Below are 23,176 nucleotides of genomic sequence, written 5' to 3' on the forward strand. Positions count from 1 at the left end.
TAAACGGTTTACGCAGCTCGCTACTATTCCTTGTTACTACTTTTCTCGAAATAGCCCATTTCTCGGTATTTCCTCCTGGAGGCGAGAAATGGCGAGCCGTCCTGCAAAGCTCTACATCAGGTCAAAGGTAGGATGGTCGTTCGACCGCGAAAAGGCCACTCCTAACTGCACTCTCTGGACCAAGGCATTGCTGAAAACGCTGCTAAAGGAGCAGTGAAGATGAAGAGGATTGTCCAACTGGACGGGGTTCGGGCGCTGGCCATACTGGCTGTGTTTCTCCATCATGCGCTCAAGCTCAAGATGATGTGGATGGGCGTCGACCTCTTCTTCATCCTGTCGGGATTTCTGATCACTGGCGTTCTCCTTAACGCCAGGCGGAAAACTCTGGGCCAATATTTCTCCAGATTCTACGAGCGCCGCGCCCGCAGAATCCTCGGCCCTTACATTCTTACCCTCCTGGTGATGAGTCTCTTCTTCGGCCTTGCTTGGGCGCGCCATTGGTATGTTTACATCCTGCTTACCAATCTTTTGCTTCCTCTGCACATCCCGCATCCTGTCGCCTTCGACCCATTATGGTCTCTTGCGGTAGAGGAACAGTTCTACCTTGTATGGCCCTTCGCCGTATACTTCCTCAGCGAAAAATACCTCGGACGTCTTGCAGCCCTTTTGGTAGTGCTTGCACCTGTGCTGCGAGGTGTCTTCCATTTTCATGAGCATTGGGCCATTTACACGCTCACGCCTTTCCGTATGGATTTGCTGGCGACGGGCGCCCTGCTCTGCCTGGCCTACCGACACCGTCGAGCCGCGATTGAACGCTGGGGTACAAGGCTTGGCCTGATCTTGTTGCTGACAGGACTCGCGGGCTTGTGGATTCTATCGCGATTTGGCATCAGCACGTATGGCAACACACGAGTCGGAAATGTCCTGATTTACGAGTGCGCTTTGTTTTCCTGTCTTGGGGTGATGCTCTGGGCACTGAGCGGATGGAAGGTAGCACTGTTGCGCTGGCGACCGCTCACCTATATTGGCCAGATCAGTTACACCATGTACCTGGTTCACCTGGGCGTGCTGACCCTGATCGGAACCCGCTTCTCACCAGCTCTCACAGTGGTCGCTGGTCTGACCGTCACGATTGCCTATGCTTCCGTCTCCTGGTATCTCTTTGAAAAGAAGCTGCTCAGCCATTCCTCTCCAGTCACCCAAGCCGTACCGGTGCACTAGAGTCCTTTGCTGCCTATATTCCCGCCGGAACCGAAGCTATCGGCAGCGGCCTTACGTGCAGCACAATACGCCGATAGGATGTGAGTTTCGGTGTACCCTCATCTGTGACTTCGAGGATGACGTGGGCAACGCCTTCTCCGCGACAAGGCATGATTCCCGGTATCCACACCTCACGACAGGGCGAATTAATCGTGACCTGCGCCTGCGGACCATTGGCTCTATTGATGCTAACGTCGGCTCCATGCGTACCTGCAAGTCCGGCTTCTTCATAAACCCACCACTGGTAATGGAGTGTCTGCCCGTCAGGATCCCTGCTCCCTGCCGCGTCAAGAGTCAAGCTTGCTTTGGCGTCAACGGTTAGCTCGACAGGAGCGGTCCCAGCTTGCCCATTCACCTCAACTTCCGGATTGTGGTTCGCGTGGGCGAAATCTTTGATCGTCCAATCCATTCGCGCGGCAAAGTCATTCTGATAAGCATCCCGCCAACGCCAGATCGTTGCCTGGTCCGAAACATGTTCAACCCCATCGATGCCGATAACGCGGTCCTGCGAGGTTGCGCGAGTAAATTCATCGCCACCCTGGGTCCAGATGGCGTGGGACTCGCCATAGGGCTGGCGATAAACATAGCGTCCGCCCCAACCACCCCAGTCCGGACGGCGATACGAATTCAACCCGTTGTCAATCAGCCCAAGAAACGACGGTGTATCGCCTTCCATGATGAACATAAAGCGCGGGTAAAACTTGCCCATCGGACCCTTGGCGCGGATATTCGCCTCAAGCCATTCATTGGTTACAACGCTGGTGTTGGCGCCGGCGCCATTACGGTAATAGAGATCGCCGCTGATGCCGGTCCACGTTGCGTAATAGTATTCCTCGCCATTGGGCGCGCTGGGCTTGACTATATAAAAGAGCGTGGGAAACTCGCGGCGAATCCACGGTCCCGCGTCATCCTGGTCAGAGATGGAAGAGACGCGCAGATGGGATACGAGCTGATCCATCTCAGTGGCGGAATGCGTAGCTCGCAGATCGATGAGCGCCTGGGCCAGTGTGTTTACGCCGCCCCAAAGGCAAATCCAAAGCGGACGTGGATCGTCGCGTTCGATGGCCTTGCTCAGCGCCTGTGAACCGGCAGATGCTTTCCCTACTCCGGTGGCCGCCATGCCGTAAGCGGGCTGGCCGGCAAAAATGCGTTGATCGAGATACTCCGCAGTGGGCCAGCCCTTCGCGTGCAACAGCAGGTTGGGACGCACCTGGCCATACGCCTGAACGATGGCATGCATGGTATCGGGGTGTGTTGCACTCTTTTGCCATGTCGAAGTGGAGGCAATCATGGCCTCAAGATCGAATTCATTGGAGTAAAGCAGCAGGCGCACAAACGACATCTGATCGTCAGGCTCATTCCCAATGTCGCTGATGATGGCCACGCGCGGATGACCGGCAAAGTTATCTGCGGCTGGTGGTGTGACAGATTGCGCCCCGGCCACCATCGGCGCAATAAAGAAAGCAAATAGACAAACCCACGCGCGTGAACAGAGTCTTATCCACTCTTCCGTTCGCATTGTCGCCTCCGGGTGCATTCATCGATTCCCTGCCTCAGACCGGCTCTCTTACGCCGGATTATTTGACAGCCACGCAAGGAATTGTCGAGAGTGATCCTACAACATCCTGCATGTTCGCACAGTGATCCTCTGCACCTCTATACTCCGTAAGCCCAAACTTTGCTAAATTCGGGAGACATTTGCAATGACGAAAGATCTTCACCCGTTTCAAATAGTTATGCGCTGGTTGGCTCTACTGATATGTGTTTCTCCCTCTCTGGCTCAAACACCGCACGCAAAAAAGGTCATCGGAGGCTACTTCGAGGAGTGGGGAGTTCGCTATGGCGGATTCACAATTGCGGATTTGCAAAGGAATGGGGTTGCCGATGAACTGACGCACCTGATCTACGCCTTTGGTGATGTGACTCCGACTTCAACGCCTTCGTGCGCTGTCGACGATCCCTCCGTAGCCTACCTGGATGCGTCCCTGCCGAGTGTGAGCGGCAAACCCTACACGGCACCCCTCTATGGGAATTTCGGAGCGATCCTGCAACTCAAAGAGTTGCATCCGCGCCTGAAAGTACTGATCTCGCTCGGAGGGCAGGCCGGCAACGCCGCTGGCTGGGTGGCCGCTGCCGCTTCGCCCAATGGACGCGCGGCGCTTGCCTCATCGTGCATCGATCTGTTCGTCAAAGGCAACATCGCTGCTGGCGTTCGCGCTCCCGGTCTCTTCGACGGCTTCAATATCGACTGGGAGTTTCCATCCGCGGCAGACAAAGAGAATTTCACTGCCCTGTTGAAAGAGTTCCGAACGCAGCTCGATGCTCTGTCGAAGAACACGGGCAAGCAGTATGTTCTAACCTTCGATTCACCAGCGGATCCGAGGAAATACGCCAACATAGATCTAAGAGCTGCCGCCGAGCAAGTGGATTTCCTCACTATTGATGGCTACGATTTAGCGGCGCCCGAGGATAAGCAAACCAATGAAGCCTCTTCCCTTTTCGCTTCCAGCGCGAACCCTTCGCACGATGGCGCACCCGACATCGACGCGACCGTAAAGGCTTATTTGAAGACGGGCGTCCCGGCGGCCAAATACACAATGGGTCTGCCGTTGTATGCCGTCGGCTGGACGGGCGTTCCCAACGGGAACCATGGTTTGTATCAAAATGCCGCAGCCCCCGCTCCCGTACTTCTAGCCGATGGATCGGGTTACTGTCCGAAACCGAATAAAGCGGCTCCGTCGCCGGGTTGTGACACCATCCTGACTCCGGGATTCTTGACGTACGCGACGATTGAGAAGCTTATCCGGGCGAACGGCGTTACCGCCTGGTACGATTCGGCCAGAGTTGGAGCGACGCTCTACAATCCGCTCAACAAGACCTTTTACACCTATGACTCTCCCGCTTCGGTCGCGACCAAAACGGCTTACATCCGAGAGAACAAGCTTGGCGGCGCCTACGTATGGGCGCTCAATGACGACGATCCCGACGGTTCCCTGACAAAGCTCATAGCGGCAGGACTTAAGTAATCGAAACTGGAAGGATGCGTTCTCGTCAGCGATTTAGCTACCGGCAAACTGCGACATTATGCATGGGCAGAGACTTTTCAAACGGCCTTCTACTCAAATAGACATCTCATAATCCCAGTCGAAGGAGAATATGGATGAACCGCACCAAGATTTTTCTGCTTGCCTGCACCGCTCTCGCTGCAACTTATGCCGCCGCGCAGAGCAATGATGCCACGCATCCTCCTTTGCAGGTGCCTGCCAAGACTCTGCCCGTGCCAACCGATGTCAGCCCAGGCATGCAAAGTATCATCGCGGCGCCGCGCAACCCCAACTGGAATCAATTGTGGAAGACCGGAGAAGAGTGGAGAACAGCGGCCAACGCGCAGGCGGCTAAGAGCGTGCAGGCCCTGCCTGCAATGCGTCAACGACTTCACGTTACAGTACGGCCTGACACGATCGACGGCGTGAGGGTCTACATCGTGACACCAGACGTCATTCCTCCCGAACACCGCCACAAACTCCTCATTCACGTACACGGAGGCTGTTATGTGCTTTTCCCGGGTGAGGCGGGAACATCCGAGGCTATCATCATGGCGGGACTGGGACACTTCAAAGTGATCTCCGTCGATTACCGAATGCCCCCTGAGGCCTACTTTCCCGGCGCGCTGGACGATGCTATGACCGTATACAAGGCGGCGCTCAAGACCACCAACCCCAAAAACATCGCCGTCTTCGGCACTTCCGCGGGTGGAGCTCTGGTGCTGGAGATGATGCTACGCGCCAAACAATTGGCGATTCCCCTGCCAGGAGCGATCGCACCCGGTACCCCAATGTCGGATGTTACCAAGACGGGCGATTCGTTCTATACCAATGAGATGGTCGATAACGTCCTGGTATCCCGCGATGGTTCCTGCGATGCCGCAACTGTTGTCTACGCACACGGTCATCCGCTCACCGATCCGCTGCTCTCACCCGTCTACGGAGATATGCACGGCTTTCCTCCGGCCATCCTGACCACCGGCACGCGCGATCTACTGCTCAGCAACACCGTGCGCGTTCACCGCAAGCTGCGTGAGGCCGGCGTCGACGCTCAACTCGAAGTCTTTGAAGGCCAATCGCACGCCCAGTATCAGTTCGACGATCGCGTGCCCGAAACAAAGGAGGCATTCGGAGAGATCACCGCATTCTTCGACAGCCATCTTGGCCATTAATCGGGCATGACCGGATCGATCGACCGGCGCACTCGCCTCTCCGCTAACGATACACTGTGAACTCAGGAGCTGGGGAGAGAATGACGCAGGAGATTCTCCGCAAGATGAAGTCCGCATCCGTATGGACAGCCGCGCTGGCGTTAGCAACGATCTGGTATTGCATGGTTGTCGCCGCATCGGCGCAATCTACCCAGGGCAAAGCACCACTCAATGTCTCGACCACACCTCAAGCTGGTTCTCCGGGTCGGTTTGTCGACATCACCGAGAAATCCGGCGTACGTTTTCTCCACCAGGCTCCGCATACTTCCCGCAAGTATCTGATCGAAACCATGGGTTCCGGCGTAGGGCTTTTTGATTGCGACAACGACGGCCGGCTCGATCTCTATCTGGTGAACGGTGCGCCCTATTCCGACCCCGAGCCAAAGGGGTCGATTCCCCAGAAGACTGGCCCGCAATATTGGAATCGGATGTATCACCAGAAACCGGATGGGACCTTTGAAGATATCACCGAAAAGGCCGGACTACAGGGCGTTGGCTACGGCATGGGCGTCGCGGTTGCCGATTATGATAACGACGGCTATGAAGACATCTTTGTCACCTCGTATGGAGGCAATCGCCTGTACCACAATAACGGCGACTGCACGTTCACAGACGTAACAGACAAGGCAGGGGTCCCTGGCAGTGGATGGTCAACTTCAGCCACATGGGTAGACCTAGACAACGACGGTCGACTCGACCTCGTGGTAGATCGGTATGTCACGTGGGATTGGGAGGACGTCTGGTGCGGCGAACATCGTGAGGGATATCGGGCATATTGCCACCCGGATGTTTTTCAACCGATCTCCATGCTTGTTTACCACAACGATGGCAATGGCCATTTCACGGAGGTATCACATAAGCTGGGACTGGACAAACCAGCCAAGGCGCTGGGTATTGCAATTGCCGACTATGATCGAGACGGGCGAATCGATCTCTTCGTCGCCAATGACTCGGCTCCCGAATTTCTCTTCCATCAGAAGCCAAATGGAAGTTTTGAGGAGGTGGGTTTGGAATCCGCGGTTGCAGTGAATGCCGACGGACAAACCTACGCGGGCATGGGCGTGGACTTCGCGGACTATGACAACGATGGGTGGCCCGACCTCGTTATAACTGACCTGGCAAATCAGAGATATGCAAGTTACCACAATCAGCGAGATGGAACCTTTGACTATGCATCAAACTCCAATGGCATCGGCGCTATCACGCTTCTTCATTCGGGATGGAGTCTCAGATTCATTGACTATGACAACGATGGCTGGAAAGATCTGCTGATCGCGCAAGGGCATGATCTTGATACGGTTGAAAAGACATCCCCGAACCTTCACTACCGCGAGCCCATGATTCTGCTTCGCAATTCGGGCAGAAAATTTGTGGATGTCTCTTCCATCTCCGGGGACGTATTCACCAAGCCATGGGTCGGTCGCGGCATGGCCATCGGCGACATCGACAATGACGGCCGTATCGATGCTGTGGTCACGACAAACGGTGGGCCTGCGCACATCCTGCACAATGAAACGGCTAATGCAAACCACTGGATAACACTGCATCTCACCGGACACAAGAGCAATCGCGATGGCATCGGCGCGGCGGTGAAGCTGACGACCTCGCAGGGCTCACAGTGGGTGACAGCGACGACTTCGAGCGGCTATCTCTCCTCCAGCGACCCACGGGTTCATTTCGGAATGGGAGATAGTTCCGTTGCAGAGAGCATTGAAATTCACTGGCCAAGCGGAATTGTACAGACCCTGACAAATGTCAAAGCAGATAGACAGATTCAGGTCGATGAACCGTCCGCGCCCGGCAGCGATTCTCCCCGACACTAGAGAAGTGTCCCGTCTTGGAGCGAAAATCGAGCACTATCTCATCTGTGGCGCAATCCACCCTAGAGCCATGACTCGGACTGAAATCGCGATCCCGGAATTCGCCCTCGGTTTCTTCCTTGACAATCGATAGTAGACGGTCTACCATCGGCGCCAACTCGAGAGTAGAGTGTCTTCCATGGAAAAGCAAGCAAAGCAACGGGTAGGGCTCCTCCAGGGAACGCTTGACATGCTCGTCTTGAGGACGCTGCTCTATGGTCCTGCCCATGGTCACCAGATCGGAAAGCATATTCAGAGGACCTCGAATGAATTTCTGCAAATGCAGCACGGCTCGCTCTATCCTGCGCTGCATCGCCTGGAGCGAAGAGGGTGGGTTGCCTCCAAATGGGAGACTGCGCCGGACCGCAATCGGGAATTCAAATACTACCGTTTGACTGACAAAGGCAGAAAACAACTGGTGGTCGAAGAGTCGCAGTGGAAGCAGATGGCCGAGGCCGTGGCGCGCGTGATGTGGCCCGTCCCTGAGGAGAACTGACATGAAATGGCGGCAGATCCGGAAGAGGGACGCAGACCTGGAGCGAGAGCTGAGTTCCGACCTGGAATTGGAAGAAGAGGAGCAACGGGAAGCTGGCATTCCCGGAGAAGAGGTTCGCCGCGCAGCTTTGCGCGCATTTGGCAATCCCGCTCTAGTTCGTGAGCAGACTCGCGCGGTATGGTCCTGGAACTGGCTTGAATCGTTGACGCGTGACCTACGCTTCAGCCTGCGCACACTTCGTCGCACCCCCAGTTTTACCGTCATCGCCATCTCGGTGATGGCGCTAGGCATTGGCGCCAACGTCGCGCTGTTCACGGTGGTGCGAGGCGTCTTACTAAAGCCGTTGCCGTTCCAGGATCCGAATCATCTTGTCATGGTGTACGAATGGGGCCTTCATGACAACGACGCGAAGGCTTACAACACGGTCTCCGGCGGCATGTATGCTGAGTGGAAGAAGCAGAACCGGAGTTTCAGCAGTCTCGCACTCGCGCGAGGCAGCCGGGTCGGGCTCTCCGGTTCGGGCGGGCAACTGCCTGAGAAGCTGAGCAGCGCGGAGTTCTCATGGGACCTGCTCCGTACGCTGGGCGTGCAGCCCGCCCTGGGCCGCGATTTTGCGCAGGCCGATGACAGCCCTGCGGCCAATGCCACAGTGTTGTTGAGCTGGGGTCTGTGGAAGCGCCGCTTCAGCGGCGATCCTGCCATCCTGAATAAGACGATATATCTGGACGCTCAACCGTACACAGTCATCGGCATCATGCCCGCTTCGTTCGATTTTCCTGACCCATCCACACAGCTCTGGACGTCGGTTTACCACGACAGACCAGAGGAACAGATGACCTCGTTCAGCAAGCACATGGTCGGCGTGGTAGGACGGCTCAAGCCGGGAGTCAGTGCGGACCAGGGCGCGGCCGACCTGAGCCTGATCTCACGTCGCATCCACGATGCCCATCTCAACGACCCATTTGTATTCAGAAATGCCAGCAGCCGGCCGTTGCTGGATCACATCGTGGGCGACATCAAGAAGCCTCTCTACGTACTGCTGGAGGCGACCTGCTGCCTGCTTCTGATTGCCTGCCTCAATTTGGCCAACCTGCTGGTGGCGCGCGCTGCTGCACGGCGCAAAGAACTGGCTATCCGCACCGCACTGGGTGGTGGCTGGCTACGGCTTATACGCGAGCGGTTGATAGAGTGCATGGTACTTTCAACGGTGGGCGGCGCGCTGGGACTTTTGCTTGCGTTCGCCGCGCTTCGTTGGCTGACGCTGATTCGTCACGACATGAGCCGCGTCGAATCCATTCACATCGACGGTGTGGTGGCAGCGTTTACGGTCGGCGTCATCGTGCTATGCGCGCTGTTTTCCGGGCTCATCGCTGCCTTCAGTACCACCGACAAGCGCATTCTCAGTGCGTTGCATGAAGCGTCGCGCTCAGTCAGCGGGGGCCGCGCGCGCGCCACGCTGCGCAAGACGCTCCTTACACTGGAGGTCGGACTGACGGTGATCCTGCTCATTGGCGCCGGTCTTCTGCTCAAAAGCTACGAACACCTGCGCTCCGCCGACATGGGTTGCATCACGCGAGATGTGCTCACCATGCATCTCGGTCTTCCAGATGCCCGCTATCCCACGCCAGCCCAGCGCGCCAACTTTTTTGACACACTGCTGGAGCGCGTCCGCGCCCTGCCCGGTGTCGATGCGGCGGGCTTTGTCACGGCTGCTCCCGGCCAGGGATACTGGGGCGACTGGGGTTTTACGATCGTCGAACACCCACACCTGCCACAAGGCAACGGTCAGTCTGCCATTAACCTCTGGGCCGATCCGAAGTATTTCGCCGCGATGGGAATTCCAATCCTGCGCGGCAGTTCATTCAACGCAGGCAAACGATTGGATGCGGCCAAAGAAGTCATCATCAGCCAATCGTTCGCCAATCAGTACTTTCCCGGCGAAGACCCCATCGCTAAGCACTTGAATGTCAAGCTTGAGCATCGCACTGCAGAGATAGCAGGCATCGTCGGAGATACCCGCTACGTGATCGGCGAAAAGCCGCTGCCAACGATGTACTTCCCGCTCGACGCCGGCGTCGAGACCGTCGGCACGCTTGTCATTCGCTCACGCCATGGTGTGGAGCAATACGCTCTGCCAGTCGAACGAATCGTCTCCGAGATGGACCACGACCTGCCCGTCTCCGACGTGCTCACCATGGACCAGTTGCTGGGCAAGCACACATACGACCAGAGCTTCAACGCGACACTGCTCACGGCTTTCGCAACACTGTCGCTGCTCATGGCATCCGTAGGCCTGTTCGGTGTGATGTCATACATCGCAACGCAGCGGACGAACGAGATGGGCATTCGTATTGCGTTGGGCGCAAAGCGCGAAGACGTGATGCGGAAGATCTTGCTGGATGGAATGCGGCCTGCGATCTTCGGTCTTGCCCTGGGACTCGCGGCAAGCATGGAAGCAGGCGCGCTGTTGCGCGACCTGCTCTATGAGATCAAGCCCCTCGATCCTGCGGTTTTTGCTGCAGTTGCCGCAACTCTGATCGCGGTGGCAGCATTCGCATGTATCGTTCCCGCTTGGCGCACATCGCACCTCGATCCTATGCAAGCATTGAGAACCGAATAGGCTGATAATCCCGCAGTCTCCCGAAGGCACTCTTGACTGACGATCTTCGCCTCGATGGCAGTTCAGGCGGCACAACAATCAGAGATACGTTTCCACACTGGTTGACAGGAAGCCTTGAAGTAGCTCTATCTGAAGGTGTATACAGGGAAAGTAAGCGCCACGCGTTTTCCTGATCGGACGCGACGGCCATCATAAGAATACACAGCCATCGGCAGCCTTCACAGATTCGAAATGGTGAATTGAATGAAGATGTTCGGCAAGCTGATCGTCGTCGGATGCGTTGTCTTCGGGCTGATCCAACTGATTCGGCCCAGCATCCCGGACACGTCTCCGACAGCCGAGTTGCAGGCACCTCCTGAAGTTAGACAAGTCCTCCAGAAAGATTGCTATAGCTGTCACTCAGACCAGCGCCGCCTCTCCTGGTTTGATCAGATTGTGCCTGCCTACTGGCTGGTGCGGCATGACGTTCTGACCGCGCGAAAGCATCTCAACTTCTCAACGCTGGGCTCCAAACCAGCCGCCGCGCAAAGAGCTACGCTTTATGAGGCTGTGAACATGATTCAGCTCGGAGCCATGCCGTTGCCACAATTCGTTGCACTGCACCCGGACGCAAAGGTGACGCCGGAAGAGCTCTCAACATTGAAGGCATATCTCTCCCCATGGACATCTGTGCCCGCCCAACCTGCAAGTTCGTCCTCGAATAACAGTACGATGCAGATTGCACCGGCTACGAATCCGGCTCAAGCCGTCCCACGAGCCTCATTGGTATCTGTTGCACCAGAGCCGGATGGATTCCCTTTCGATCCCAGCTTTGAAAAATGGACGCTAATCAGCACAACCGATCGCGGTGACAATAGTTCCTTCCGATTCATCCTCGGCAATGACATCGCCGCAAGATCTGCGCAGACAGGCGCAATCTCGCCGTGGTCAGACGGCGCGCGCTTCGCCAAGATCGCTTGGCAACAGGAGATCGGTTCTGATGGCCTTGTGCATCCCGGTAAGTTCATTCAAGTAGAACTAATGTCGAAGTCGGCCCAGCGTTACAAAAGCACTGAGGGATGGGGCTGGGGACGCTGGCGCGGGCTAAACTTGAAACCCTACGGAGCGGATGAGCACTTTGTCAACGAATGTACTGGTTGCCACCAGCCTGTGCGCGGCGACGACTACGTCTATACACTGCCAATGACAAATGCCAAGATGAACCGCGACAATGTTGTGAACAACGCTGCCGCCGCGCTGCCATCAGGTTTGCCTTATCAGCCATTGGCGTGGAGTCCCATCACCATGTACGTTGACCCGAGGGATCGGACTACGGCAGCACTCTTTGGAAACGATATAGCCATGCAAGCTGTCCGTGGACTGGAACGCGCGACAACAGATACGACAAGCAGCCCGAAGTATCCTGCTGGCGCTGTGCTGGCCCTTGTCACCTGGGCGCAACGCGATGATCCTCACTGGTTTGGTGGCCGTATCCCAAACGCGACCCAATCCGTCGAATTCGTTAAGATCGGTGATGGCGGACAAAGCGACAACCAACTAAACACAGCCTATCGTCGCTTCGCCGGAACAGGGCTCTCAGAAGAGAGCGTCGCAGCGAGTGCAGGTGCTCAACGAATCAGGTTCATGTTAGGACTCGCCCCGGTTCAGCTTCCGTAAGCGGGTCAACCATGTTGTGCAACAGTGCATGAATGCACTCCCATCACATGCAGCTATTGTTGTGCGCAGACGGAAGGCTAAGAAAAGTCACGCTGGAAGGCGCCAGTCGGATGAAACCTTTCTTTAGCTCATCTGCCTTCAACGACCCAATGGATCCATCCGATTCGGCTCTCAGTTCCCTGCCGTTCAGCATCACGGTTGTACTTGTCAGTTCGTGAGCCGTAAGAGTGAATTCCTCGGAGGGCACCGGTAACGCGAGCACCTGTTCGTGTTCCGTATCGATGTTCAAAGCCACAAGAGCGACCGCACCCTTTCCGTCCTTCGAGCAATGAGCATAGACTCTGAGGCTCTGATTCCTGGGAACGCCAGGATCGAGCACCACATCGCCCATAGTGCGTTTCCAAAGGAGGGCCGCCCAGTAATCTGGCTTGGGATCGAGAGTGTCCTCATTGAGCAACCCATAGTCGCTCGACGCGAGGGTGTTGTGCATTACCACTTTCACGCCTTTCTGCGCAAGAATGCCGAGCTGATTCAGATAGCGGAACGTGTCGACGAATTCCCCCGCCCACTGGTCTCCTCCGCAGGCGGCTTCTGCGGTCTCCGAAAGCCACATGGGTTTGCCCGGCAAGTACTTATCTCGCAGCTTTTCGTAAAATGCCTCCGCAATATTCGTGCGATCCAGCCATTCTGCCGTGAGCGATTTGTCGACGCTCATGTTCCCCATGCAGCGTCGCGATACTGCACCGTAAAAGTGATACGAAAATGCATCGAAAATTGGCCCCGTCGCTTTCACTATGTCTTCGGTGCCGATCAGATTCATTTTCACGCCAGCAGGCGCGAGTGAAACTCCTTCGCCAACGCCTCCCGGACCGAGAAAGATCGTTTGTGGCGATTCATTTCGCAGGAAAGTTTCGAAGACCTTTGCGTCTCTCGCAAATGTTTCGGCATCGTACCCTGCCGGAGCTCCGCCCGGTCCCGGAAATGTCGGTTCATTCATGAACTCGCTTGCCGCGATCTTGCCGCCAATGCTCTTTGTGTATTCGACGAAAGCCTTGGCCTGCGCAGAAGTCCACACGCCATTCGCGTCACGCGTTCCTGCGCTGATCGCCAAAGATGTCACGAGATCGTCATCAACAGCATGGGCAAAATCGACAACTTCTTTCCATTCTGTCCGCGTCAGGACGCCTTTGAAGCCTTTCGGAGGTTCGGTCAATGCGGGATTGTCGTCGTTCTGAAAATAAGTACTGTTTTGCCAGGTTCCGCTGACCCGGACATAGGAGGGCCCAAGCTGCTGGGCGAGCTTTCTAAGCCGGGGACTCGCGAGGTTGATGGGTGGCCTGTATTGATAGAGGCTCGGACTCATGCCGACCTGCTGATTCGCCTCAGCGGACGCTGCCGGCTTCGAGGTAGCTTGCCCGTCTGCGGCTGACTTGTACGGCTTCCAGAAGCGGCCGCCCGTCACCTCGACCATTTCGACATTGTAGGAGACAAAACGCTGATCCACCGTGCCCAGCTTCGACATCTTCGACGGCGCTACAGGGATCGCAGATTTCTCCTGAGCCAATAACACGAGCGCCCCAGCAGTGAAGAAAGCAATCGAAAGGGCTGTGCGGACCCCCTGCGTCTTCGTGTTCAATCTCATGGCTTACTCCTGCAAGTCTCGCCGCTCGGGAAGTAGCAACAATTGATGAATGGAGCTGATGAATAGAGCCTACACCAACTCAAGCAATACGACCCCGTTCGGCATGCCGTCGCGCAGGCGAAGTCCTGCGCAACGGCATCGACGCCCGCCACCACACTTTTCGTTCTATGGGGCAAGCTGACCACGCGCATAGTCCAGCGAACGCAGAGACAGCAAGTAGTCGTATCGCGCATTCACTGCCGCAACTTCCGCCTGAGTGCTTTGCAGTTGAGCTTGGCTGAGTTCCACGATTGAACTGAGTCCCAGCTTATACCGGGTTTGTGCGAGAGCGAGCGCCTGAGCGGTTTGTTGCCGGAATTGATCGGCAACCGCAATGCGCCGAAACGCGGTCTGTGCATTCAAGATGGCAATGCGGACGTCCCGGGCGATGGTGTCGGAGACATCCTGCTCCTGCTTCTCAGCGGCCTTCTGACGCAGCCGAGCCTCCTGCGCCTCGGCATCAATGCGGAATCCAGTAAACAAAGGCAGATTCAGGTTCACTCCCCCAGCGGCGTACCAGTGGGGAACGAAAATTCCGTCCGGTGCGATGGGAGTGACTCCTCCCATCGCCAAGGCGGATATGGTCGGAAGATGCTGCAGTTGCTGCGCGCTGGCAAACTTCTGGTCGGCCGCTGCGTTGAGCCGCAGAGCCTGAAGGTCGGGACGCTGGGCTTGCGCGGTCGCATTCATAGCAGCAGAACTATTCGGCGACGGAGGAGGAGGTAGTGCGGTCTCGGGATCTTCGATGGCTTGATATAACGTGTCGGCAGGTGTCGCCAGAACAGCCGCAAGAGCGGCCCTCGCGGAGTCGACTGCGTTTTCGGCGTCCAGTTGCAGCAGTTGCGCCTGAGAGAGATCGGCGGATGCAATGTTGAGGTCCAGATCGCTCTTGAGTGCGCTTTTGGTGAGTGCCGAAATAAGCTTTTGTACGTCGCCGCGTGCTACAACCGTTGCTCTGGCGACGTCGAGCAAGGACTGTGTGTTGAGCAGGCGATAAAAGGCCTGATCCGTTGCCAATAAAACATCCTGCTCAGTAGCGAGTGCGGTCTGGTCCTGGGCTTTCTGTTGCAGTTTGCTGGTCGCAACGAGATCGCGTGTGCGGCCGAAGTCGGTGATCAGTTGCGAGAAAGAGCCTCCGGTGCCGGCGTGCGTATAGAGGCGCGAATCGGTGAGAGCACCGGCACCGATGCGGCCTCCATCCTCTGCCTTCGACGCGGTAATGGCGCCGGAGATCTGGGGCAGTAAGCCCGACCGCGTCTCTCGCGTGACTTGTCCGGCGGCCAGAGCGAGAAGACGACTTGCCGTGATACGCGGATTATTCTTGAGTGCGAGGCGTTCCGCATCGGCGCGGCTGATCGAGGTGGTGCCGATGGCAGGATCAATGAGAGGCTGCTGTCGATCCGGCGCTGGAGTGGCTGCTTGAGACTGAGGTGAGCCAAAGTTCGAACTGGCAGTCGCAAGCGTCAAAGAGACGGAGGAAGGCTGCGGGGCCGTGGGGAGACTGGTGGCGCTACTCTGCGCGAGCGCAGATAGGGGAGCGGTGAATAAGAGACTGATAAGCCAGCTTCTCATGCGGTCACCTCAAAGGCCTGCGATGAATCTCCCGAAGAGGCAGTGCCCGCACGCTCTTTGCGAGTTTCGATGCGGCGATGTATGAGCAGATAGGCGCTCGGCACGAGGAAAACCGTCACTATACCGGAGACGGTAAGGCCACCGAGAATCGCTCGCGCAAGCGGTGCGTATTGTTCACTACCGGCCTCAAGCGCAAGCGCCATTGGGATGAGGCCGAGCACCGTGGCGAGCGTCGTCATCAGGATTGGACGCAGGCGCACCTTGCAGGCCGTAATGATCGCCTCTTCGAGCTTGAGTCCCTGATGGCGCAACTGCCCCGTGAACTCGACGATTAGGATGCTGTCCGACACCACGATGCCAGTCATCATCAGGACACCCATGAGGCTCATGATGTTGATAGTGGTGCCCGTAGCCAGGAGGAAAAGGATCACGCCCGAGATGCCGGGAGGGATGGCTAACAGGATAATGACGGGATCAACGAACGAGGCGAACTGCGCCATCAGGATGAGGAAGACGAGCACGATCGACAGGATGAGGCCGGTTGCAAAGGACTTAAAGGACTCATTCATATAAATGACAGAGCCTCGCACCGTGAGGACAGTACCATGAGGCGGATGAGCCTCTGCGATGATCCTGTTTACGTCACTGCTGATAGTGGACAGGTTCTCCGCCTTCGGCATCACGTAGACATCGAAGACCCTCCGGAGTTGATAGTGATCGACTTCGGTTGGCGTGTTGATCGACCGGATCGATGCAACTGTTTCCAGTGGCGTCGTGGTCTTGCCGTCAGGAGATCGCAATGGGATCTGCTTGAAGTCATTCAGCGTTTGAACCTGTGTCTCTGGATACTGAACAGTGAGCATATAGTTGTTGCCGCTCTTCGGGTCAATCCAGTAACTCGGGGCAACCACGCCGTTCGAGGTCATGGCCGTGATCACGCTATCGACAACGGTCTCCGGAGTCAGACCTTCAAGGCTTGCCTGCTGGCGATCGATGTCAAGCGCAAGGCCAGGGTAGTCGATGTCCTGAGGGATCAGAACATCGCTTACACCACGGAGTGCTCGCATCTTTTGTGCAAGCTGCCGCGCTACGGCATATCCGCCCTCCATGTCGTTGCTGCTTACCTGGATGTCAAAGGGCGCGGGAAGCCCCTGATTGACGATTGAATCGACGAGTCCTCCGGATTGAAAGTAGGTCTCAATGGATGGAAGATCGGCAGCGAGTTTGGTTCGCACTCGCTGCATATACGCAAAGCTGCTGAGACTGTGATCTTCCTTCAAACTTACCTGGACAAAAGCGGTGTGCATTCCCGAGTTGGAGGTGTAGATCGCCGAAAGATCGGGTGTGACTCCGATGTTCGAGACAATCATGTTGAGATCTTTCGGAGCCACGACCTCGCGAACATCTTCCTCGACGCGAGCGATGTACTGGTCGGTGAGTTCAATGCGCGTGCCGGTAGGGGCCTTGATGCTGATCACAAATTGGCCAGGATCGGTGCGCGGAAAATAGGCGCGGCCAAGGAACGGAGCCAGTGCAAAACTAAGTACCACAAAGATGGAAAAGACCGTAATGACCAGCGCAGGCCTGCCTAAACAGTAGTGAATCGCTTTGTCGTAATGTTCTTGAAGCCAGCCGAATCCCAGATTGAAGTGATGGACAATCTTGGCAAAGAAAGTGGTTTGACCGTGACCGCCACGCATATGTTCAGGGACTGGATCATCCTTCTGCGCGGACTCATGCTCTATGCCATGTCCGGTGTCCTTGATAAATCTAGAGCAGAAGAGCGGTACGACGGTCATCGCGACGACGTAAGAGCAGAAGAGTGCAATAACTACTGCAAGTGCGAGAGCCGTAAACAGGTACTTGCTAACGCCCGTGAGCAGCACCACCGGAAAGAAGACAATGGCTGTGCTGAACGTAGCCGCCAATACAGCAAGCTGAACCTCCTTACCGCCCTCCTGCGAAGCCTTGACTGGATCTTCACCCATCTCAAAATGGCGGAAGATGTTCTCGAGCACAACCACCGAGTTGTCGATAAGGCGGGATAACACGAGCGCCATGCCACCAAGCACCATCGTGTTGATCGAGTCGCCGAATGCGTTTAGTACCAGGAAGGTCGCGATGCACGAGATCGGGATCGATAGAAGGACTGCAATCGTGGCACGCACGTTACCGAGAAACAGAAGGATCATGATGCCGGTGAGACAAAGGCCGATCGAACCCTCGCTGATCACGTTCTTGATGGCGGTTTTGACAAACACCGATTGATCGAAAACCACGCTGGTCTTCAATTGCTGCGGGATGTCGAGCAGATGAGCCGTGGCTTTGCGGACTCCATTGACAATGGTGATCGTGTTGGAGTCGCCACCCTGTTTGAGGACTGGAATGTAGACGGAGTGCTGTCCGTCGACGCGCACAATGTTGGTCTGGAGTGCTCCGCCATCGACGGCATGACCAACATCGCCGACGAGGATGGATGCATTGCCGACTGTCTTGAGCGGGATGCTGTTCACGTCGTCGGGCGTCGGCACCTGGCTGTTGGCGTAAATGTTGTAGTCCTTAGGGCCGATGCGGACATCTCCTGCAGGCAGGATGAGGTTTGACTCGTTGACCGCATGAACAACATCCATGACGCCGAGTTGCGAAGCTTGCAGCTTCAACGGATCGACGTAGATCATAATCTGCCTGTATGTTCCCCCATATGGCTGAGGAACTGAAGCACCTGGGACATTGGCTACCTGGTTTCGGACGGTAAACTGCGCGACATCCTTCAATTGCGTCTGATTCATCCCCGCGCCTTTCAGCGTAATCAGACAAACCGGAAGGTTCGCCGCGTCGAAGCTGAGTACCACAGGCGGCAGAGTCCCCGGAGGCAGGCGGCGCAGGTTTGCCATTGCCAAATTCGAGATGCCGCTCACGGCCGCCGTTGGATCGGTACCTGGCTGGAAGTAGATCTTGATAAGGCTGACACCGGACATCGAGCGCGATTCAATGTGGTCGATATTGCTTCCCAGCGTAAAAAAGCGTTCGTCGCTGTCTGTAATGTCAGATTCGATCTGTTGAGGTGGCATACCTGCATAAAAGGTTGCTACGACTACGACAGGAATTTTGACAGGAGGAAAGAGATCGACGGGCATGCCTGTCATAGCCGCTATACCGACCACGACGACAATCATGCAGGCCATGAGGATGAAGAACGGGTAGCGAATCGCAAAGAAGGACATGGTTATCGGCCGCCCTTCTGGTTTGCTTGCTGATAGTTAGCGAGGTCGCTTTTTGCGGGCTGCGGTGTGACTTGCTGGCCGGGCTGCAGCTCCGACTGACCGCCGATGATGATCCTGTCCCCAGGCCGAAGCCCCGAGGTTACCTCCTGAGAGTTTGCGTTGCTGATACCCAGCACAACGGGCCTCTTCTGCACTCGATTGTCGTTATCGACAAGCATCACCGAAGGCTGATCGCCTTGAATGACTGCGCTTGCGGGAATAATGAGAGCGTCGTTTTTCTGCTCCAGATTAAAGGTCACGTCCGCATACATCCCGGGGGTGAGCTTCAGATCTGGATTGCTCACGTCTACTTCGGTCAACATCGTTCTCGTCGAATTGGATACGTCTCGCGTGTAGCGCACTACAGTTCCCGGGAATTGCTGCCCGGTTGCCTGCACATGGACCGTGACTTGCGAGCCGAGGTGCACGAGCGGCACATCCCGCTCAGGAACCGGCATGCGGAGACGCAGCATGTCGCTCTGTGCGAGCCTGACCACTGCCTGGTTCAACCCTTCCGCGGTTCCAGCGGGAATGAGCGCGCCGGTGTCCGCGTACCGCATGGTGACCACGCCGCTGTAGGGAGCCGTGATGGTTGCGTATTGCTCCAGACTGCTGACTCTCATATTCTCGGCACGCGAGACGCCCAACTGCCCTTGCGCGGCGGCTACGGCGGATTTAGCTGCATCGACTTGCGAAGCGGCCGACCTGTCTCTTGCCAGAGCATCATCTAGCTCCTGTGCCGCAACCAACCCAGGCTGTTCGTCAGACGCCTTTTTCAATCGCTCGTAGTTGGCGTGAACGGCTGCGTAATTAGCCTGCTCCCGCGCAACTTCATTCTGCAGACGCAATATGTTTTGCTCTGTCTGGGTGATACCCGCCTGCGCGCCGGCAACTTCAGCTTGCAGTTCCGGAACCTCCAGCACGGCGAGTGTCTGCCCCTGACGAACACGGTCTCCTATATCCACATAGATATGCCGGATATAGCCAGCGACCTTGCCGTGAACGTCAATCTCCTGAAAAGCCTGGAACACTCCAGCGACGGTGAGTTGATTTGCGATAAAGCCACTGTGGGCCTTGGCGACCGAGACGGCTGAGGGCGCTGACGGGGCGTCCGCCGCAGCCTCCGCTCTGTGATGGGTACGCAGAAAATGGAATAACAGCAGAATTGCAGCCAGAGAACAGGCCACAGTCAAGAGCAAAGGCTTGGCGCGCATCAGAAGACCTTCCTTCGAACGGATTCAGAAATTCATCCGCAGGAGGGTCTTATCTCTAGCGGCTACTCGAGAGAGAGTCCATCGTCTGGAGGTGGTCGAAGACAAAGAATCGGGGCCCTACTGAGCGGCGACAGGTCGCTGACCTCTTCATCGCGCAGCCGATTTATAGGGTGATCTTCCGTTCCTTGGAGAAGAGAGAAAAGCGCCGCAATCCGTAATGGCGCCTGAGCCGCAATACAGCCATCCGCAGCATGGTGTAATGCACGCTTTGCGGCGTCGCTGCCGCTTGTGCATACCTTTGCCGGAGTCGTTTCACGCTCCGCCTTGTAAAGCGAAAGCCTGTAATTCGTCCCCCATGCAAAAACCATGAATGCGAGGACGAGACACAGGACGCCGTAGAAGGAACGCAATCCCTTAGGTTCCGACATCCGTGTTTGAGACATACATCCCAATTTAGCTCTCGTTAAGTGGTCGCACCACTACATGTTATTGGACTACCGGGCTTCGATATAGGTTGCCTGATCCATCCAAATTATCTAACCTTTGGCGGCACATCGTCCAAAAATCGGCCCGTCAGTAGGGATCGTCACAGTACACGGAGGTCGTACAAGACAGCAGGAATTGTGGGTCGGGTAGCGGGTTGGAAATTTGCCATGGGCATGTTGGGATTCACCGCCCAAGGACCCGGCCAAGATATTCGTTAAGGCTTCTCAGGCTTTCCTCCAGGCCGATCCAGCCAATATATCCATCGGGACGGATCAGTACATACTCGCCCCGGCCCCCGCCATAAGCCGCGTCAAAATGGCCGTAGGCATCCACGTAGATTTGCGCGCCGTTAGTGCTCCCGGACGGCCTACGCTTGACATCGACACACTTTACCCTGCTCAACTCACTGCACTTCATATCGGTATCGTCGGCAAACAGCCGCAACAGGGTAAAATGCGGGCCACGCAAAAAATCGAACAGCCGAATCGCTTCGCCGGCAGCATTCAATCCTGGAGCGTCCGGAGCCCGGTCACCGGAAGCAACTTTCAGCACCGCGCCACTTGCGGTCTCGCTGAGTGACATCTCTTTGTAGGTGATGCCGAGTTGCAGCGTTACGGCATCGCGGCGCACCTTGTCCTCCTCGCCTGCCGCCGTGATCTGTCGATAGAGTTTCGTGCTCAGGCCGAGCACGTTTGCGGCTACTGGCAGTCGCTCCTCCTCGTACGTATCCAAGAGCGCCTCTGGAGCGCCTTTGAGCACACTTTCCAGTTTCCAGCCAAGGTTGTAGGCATCCTGTATCCCTGTATTCATGCCTTGCCCGCCCGCAGGTGAATGCACATGCGCGGCGTCTCCCGCAAGAAACACACGCCCGATTCGATATTGCGTCACCATCCGGATATTCGCACGGTACAACGAAAGCCAGGACGCTCCCGTCAGTTCGATATCCATACCGCCCGTGCGCTCCTCCACCAAGCGTCGGAATAACTCTAGCGACGGCTCTTGCTCATCACCCGGAGGCACCTGCGCCTGAAACTGAAACGCGTCGGTGGAAGGCAGAGGGCAGAGCGCCAACCAGCCGTCTGGATGGTTCGGCCACGAATGCCATGCGTCCTGGTCCAGGCCGCGCAGGTACACATCGCCCACATACATGCGCTCGTCTTTCCACGTCTCCCCCTCGAAAGGAACCTGAAGGACCTTGCGCACAAAGCTCTTGCCGCCATCCGCAGCCACAAAATACTGGCAGCGAACGCATTCCTCTCCTTTACTTTGTTGCAGCGTTGCCCTCACACCATTCCCATCCTGCACAATGGCAATCAGTTCTGTCGAAAGCTCAACCCGTCCTCCGTTTTTCTCTAAAGCTCCCCGCAGTGCTTCTTCCACGCGCCATTGGGGAGTAAGCAGCGGGCTCGCATAAGGTGTACTTGGCGTCGGATTGCGACCCTCGTGGGGCTCTCTCTCGCCAAGTATCTTCGTGCCGTCGTAACCGCGGAACGGAACGTGAAACCTTCCGTTGCGCAGTACCTGCTCGACAATTTCGAAGTCGTCCATCACTTCGAGACTGCGAGGTTGCAGCCCTTTACCCTTCGAACCGATGAAGTAAGTCTGTGCCTTATCGATGATTCGGAACTGGAGGCCACGGCGCGCGAGATCACACGCTAGAGCCAGTCCCGTCGGGCCGGCTCCCACAATCAGAACCTGAGTCTCTTGGTCGGTCATCGTTGCTCTGAAAAGATTTGGAAGAATGGGATGTTTACACGCTTCATGGAAAACAATAACCGCAAACAACCTTGGGCGCAATCCACGCCAGGAGACTGCTTCTAAAATGAATGGCGGAAATAGTCTTCGATGATGTCGCGGTATCTCTCTTTGTCCAGTTCGCATGTACTCATTGGCTTATCCTCCGAGACCAAGTAGCGTTCTCCCTTTAGTGAAAGTCCTACAAAAAATTGATCAGAGGTTTGGAGAAAAAGAGCCGGCGGAGTCCGGGTCAGGCTCAACCCCGTCTTGCCACGGCGAAATACTCCCAGGCGAACCGGCACCTGGAAGTGCTTTCGGCGCTCAACTGGCAGCAGCCTTCACGGCAGCGCGCCCCTGCTGATAAATGGTTAACCTGACAAATGCCGCTTGGAGGAGTGGCGCGGAGACGCCTTGTTTCCGCCCGCGTTCTATAAGATCCCCAAGAATACTCTCCACCTCGACAGGTGCTTGATCCTTGAGGTCGCGATACATCGACGTGGTCAACGGAGAACCAGGGGCAGTAAGTTGAGGGCTCTTCTCTGCCAGGAATGTCTCCGAGAGCGGATAGCCACAAGCCCCCGCGATTGAGGTGCATTCATGAAATACTGAGAGAGTTAACTCAGCGCCGCCGGGGACCGCCGCGATTTCGCCGATGCTTCCGTTAAGCAAACACGTGACAGCTCCGACGCTGGCCAACCACACCCACTTCTGCCACATATCCCGCAAAATGGCGGTGTCAAATCCAGCTCCACGAAAAGCATCATGCACTGCTTCAATCCGAGAAGTCATTTTGCCGTCCAGTTCGCCGTAGGTGAGGTTTTGGAAATCGGCAAGCTGGATTATCCGGCCCTGTGCGTCGATTTCAGTGGCTACGAAGCAACCCCCGCCCAGCACGGATTTCTCGCCAAACCTCTGTCTCAACGCGTCCATGTGCTGCATACCGTTGAGCACAGGAATGATGACCGTTTGTGGTCCCACTGAGGGCGCGAAGTCATCGATCGCGGCAGCGAGAGCGTAGCTTTTTACGCTCAGCAAGATAACGTCGTACTGGGAAGGAATCGCAGCCGCCTTCCGAAT

15 protein-coding genes are annotated in these 23,176 nt (G+C 56.4%); 8 read left to right on the forward strand and 7 right to left on the reverse strand.

Features of this window, described 5'->3' with window-relative positions:
• Nucleotides 1–88 precede the first annotated feature (88 nt).
• Both OHL23_RS27965 and OHL23_RS27970 read left to right on the forward strand, forming a co-directional pair.
• Nucleotides 89–217 (forward strand): hypothetical protein, encoded by a 129-nt coding sequence (locus OHL23_RS27965; RefSeq protein WP_263355383.1) that lies wholly within the window; start codon nt 89–91, stop codon nt 215–217.
• A gap of 2 nt (nt 218–219) precedes the next feature.
• Entirely contained in the window at nt 220–1,221 is a 1,002-nt protein-coding gene (locus tag OHL23_RS27970) for an acyltransferase family protein (protein WP_263355384.1), read from the forward strand.
• A 13-nt stretch (nt 1,222–1,234) separates the two neighbouring features.
• Here OHL23_RS27970 and OHL23_RS27975 read toward each other — a convergent pair whose 3' ends face one another.
• Entirely contained in the window at nt 1,235–2,779 is a 1,545-nt protein-coding gene (locus OHL23_RS27975; RefSeq protein ID WP_263355385.1) for a DUF1593 domain-containing protein, read from the reverse strand.
• Nucleotides 2,780–2,963: 184 nt separating this feature from the next.
• On the opposite strand from OHL23_RS27975, the gene OHL23_RS27980 reads away from it, so the two are divergent.
• The 6 genes from OHL23_RS27980 to OHL23_RS28005 all read left to right on the forward strand — a co-directional run bounded on the left by OHL23_RS27980 (nt 2,964) and on the right by OHL23_RS28005 (nt 12,146).
• Entirely contained in the window at nt 2,964–4,286 is a 1,323-nt protein-coding gene (locus tag OHL23_RS27980) for a glycoside hydrolase family 18 protein (protein ID WP_263355386.1), read from the forward strand.
• A 134-nt stretch (nt 4,287–4,420) separates the two neighbouring features.
• Nucleotides 4,421–5,476 (forward strand): alpha/beta hydrolase, encoded by a 1,056-nt coding sequence (locus tag OHL23_RS27985; protein WP_263355387.1) that lies wholly within the window; start codon nt 4,421–4,423, stop codon nt 5,474–5,476.
• 80 nt (nt 5,477–5,556) lie between these two features.
• Nucleotides 5,557–7,338: a CRTAC1 family protein gene (locus OHL23_RS27990; RefSeq protein ID WP_263355388.1), complete on the forward strand. Its 1,782-nt coding sequence runs from the start codon at nt 5,557–5,559 to the stop codon at nt 7,336–7,338.
• A gap of 175 nt (nt 7,339–7,513) precedes the next feature.
• Nucleotides 7,514–7,870 carry a PadR family transcriptional regulator gene (locus OHL23_RS27995; protein WP_263355389.1) on the forward strand — a complete coding sequence of 119 codons (357 nt, stop codon included), beginning with the start codon at nt 7,514–7,516 and terminating at the stop codon, nt 7,868–7,870.
• Between the two features lies 1 nt (nt 7,871).
• A complete protein-coding gene (locus OHL23_RS28000; RefSeq protein WP_263355390.1) occupies nt 7,872–10,490 on the forward strand; it encodes an ABC transporter permease in 2,619 nt (872 codons plus the stop codon).
• Nucleotides 10,491–10,733: 243 nt separating this feature from the next.
• Nucleotides 10,734–12,146, forward strand: coding sequence for a cytochrome P460 family protein (locus tag OHL23_RS28005; protein ID WP_263355391.1), 1,413 nt, complete (start codon nt 10,734–10,736; stop codon nt 12,144–12,146).
• A 43-nt stretch (nt 12,147–12,189) separates the two neighbouring features.
• Here the strand turns inward: OHL23_RS28005 and OHL23_RS28010 are convergent, their stop codons facing one another.
• From OHL23_RS28010 to OHL23_RS28035, 6 genes are all read right to left on the reverse strand, one after another.
• Nucleotides 12,190–13,788, reverse strand: a complete 1,599-nt coding sequence (locus OHL23_RS28010) for a glycosyl hydrolase family 79 N-terminal domain-containing protein (RefSeq protein ID WP_263355392.1) — start codon at nt 13,786–13,788, stop codon at nt 12,190–12,192.
• Between the two features lie 165 nt (nt 13,789–13,953).
• Nucleotides 13,954–15,399 carry a TolC family protein gene (locus tag OHL23_RS28015; protein ID WP_263355393.1) on the reverse strand — a complete coding sequence of 482 codons (1,446 nt, stop codon included), beginning with the start codon at nt 15,397–15,399 and terminating at the stop codon, nt 13,954–13,956.
• On the reverse strand, nt 15,396–18,623 hold the full coding sequence (locus OHL23_RS28020) for an efflux RND transporter permease subunit (protein ID WP_263355394.1): 3,228 nt from the start codon (nt 18,621–18,623) through the stop codon (nt 15,396–15,398). Before OHL23_RS28020 ends, OHL23_RS28015 begins: the two co-directional genes overlap by 4 nt.
• A gap of 2 nt (nt 18,624–18,625) precedes the next feature.
• On the reverse strand, nt 18,626–19,876 hold the full coding sequence (locus tag OHL23_RS28025) for an efflux RND transporter periplasmic adaptor subunit (RefSeq protein WP_263355395.1): 1,251 nt from the start codon (nt 19,874–19,876) through the stop codon (nt 18,626–18,628).
• 669 nt (nt 19,877–20,545) lie between these two features.
• Complete coding sequence (locus OHL23_RS28030; protein ID WP_263355396.1) at nt 20,546–22,078, reverse strand: FAD-dependent monooxygenase; 1,533 nt, start codon at nt 22,076–22,078, stop codon at nt 20,546–20,548.
• 342 nt (nt 22,079–22,420) lie between these two features.
• A complete protein-coding gene (locus OHL23_RS28035) occupies nt 22,421–23,176 on the reverse strand; it encodes a 2-dehydropantoate 2-reductase (protein WP_317891736.1) in 756 nt (251 codons plus the stop codon).

Source organism: Acidicapsa acidisoli (assembly GCF_025685625.1).
Taxonomy (GTDB): domain Bacteria; phylum Acidobacteriota; class Terriglobia; order Terriglobales; family Acidobacteriaceae; genus Acidicapsa; species Acidicapsa acidisoli.

Coding starts and splice junctions, on each gene's coding strand:
- OHL23_RS27965 (WP_263355383.1), top strand. CDS start 89: ATGGCGAGCCGTCCTGCAAAGCTCTACATCAGGTCAAAGGTAGGATGG.
- OHL23_RS27970 (WP_263355384.1), top strand. CDS start 220: ATGAAGAGGATTGTCCAACTGGACGGGGTTCGGGCGCTGGCCATACTG.
- OHL23_RS27975 (WP_263355385.1), bottom strand. CDS start 2,779: ATGCGAACGGAAGAGTGGATAAGACTCTGTTCACGCGCGTGGGTTTGT.
- OHL23_RS27980 (WP_263355386.1), top strand. CDS start 2,964: ATGACGAAAGATCTTCACCCGTTTCAAATAGTTATGCGCTGGTTGGCT.
- OHL23_RS27985 (WP_263355387.1), top strand. CDS start 4,421: ATGAACCGCACCAAGATTTTTCTGCTTGCCTGCACCGCTCTCGCTGCA.
- OHL23_RS27990 (WP_263355388.1), top strand. CDS start 5,557: ATGACGCAGGAGATTCTCCGCAAGATGAAGTCCGCATCCGTATGGACA.
- OHL23_RS27995 (WP_263355389.1), top strand. CDS start 7,514: ATGGAAAAGCAAGCAAAGCAACGGGTAGGGCTCCTCCAGGGAACGCTT.
- OHL23_RS28000 (WP_263355390.1), top strand. CDS start 7,872: ATGAAATGGCGGCAGATCCGGAAGAGGGACGCAGACCTGGAGCGAGAG.
- OHL23_RS28005 (WP_263355391.1), top strand. CDS start 10,734: ATGAAGATGTTCGGCAAGCTGATCGTCGTCGGATGCGTTGTCTTCGGG.
- OHL23_RS28010 (WP_263355392.1), bottom strand. CDS start 13,788: ATGAGATTGAACACGAAGACGCAGGGGGTCCGCACAGCCCTTTCGATT.
- OHL23_RS28015 (WP_263355393.1), bottom strand. CDS start 15,399: ATGAGAAGCTGGCTTATCAGTCTCTTATTCACCGCTCCCCTATCTGCG.
- OHL23_RS28020 (WP_263355394.1), bottom strand. CDS start 18,623: ATGTCCTTCTTTGCGATTCGCTACCCGTTCTTCATCCTCATGGCCTGC.
- OHL23_RS28025 (WP_263355395.1), bottom strand. CDS start 19,876: ATGCGCGCCAAGCCTTTGCTCTTGACTGTGGCCTGTTCTCTGGCTGCA.
- OHL23_RS28030 (WP_263355396.1), bottom strand. CDS start 22,078: ATGACCGACCAAGAGACTCAGGTTCTGATTGTGGGAGCCGGCCCGACG.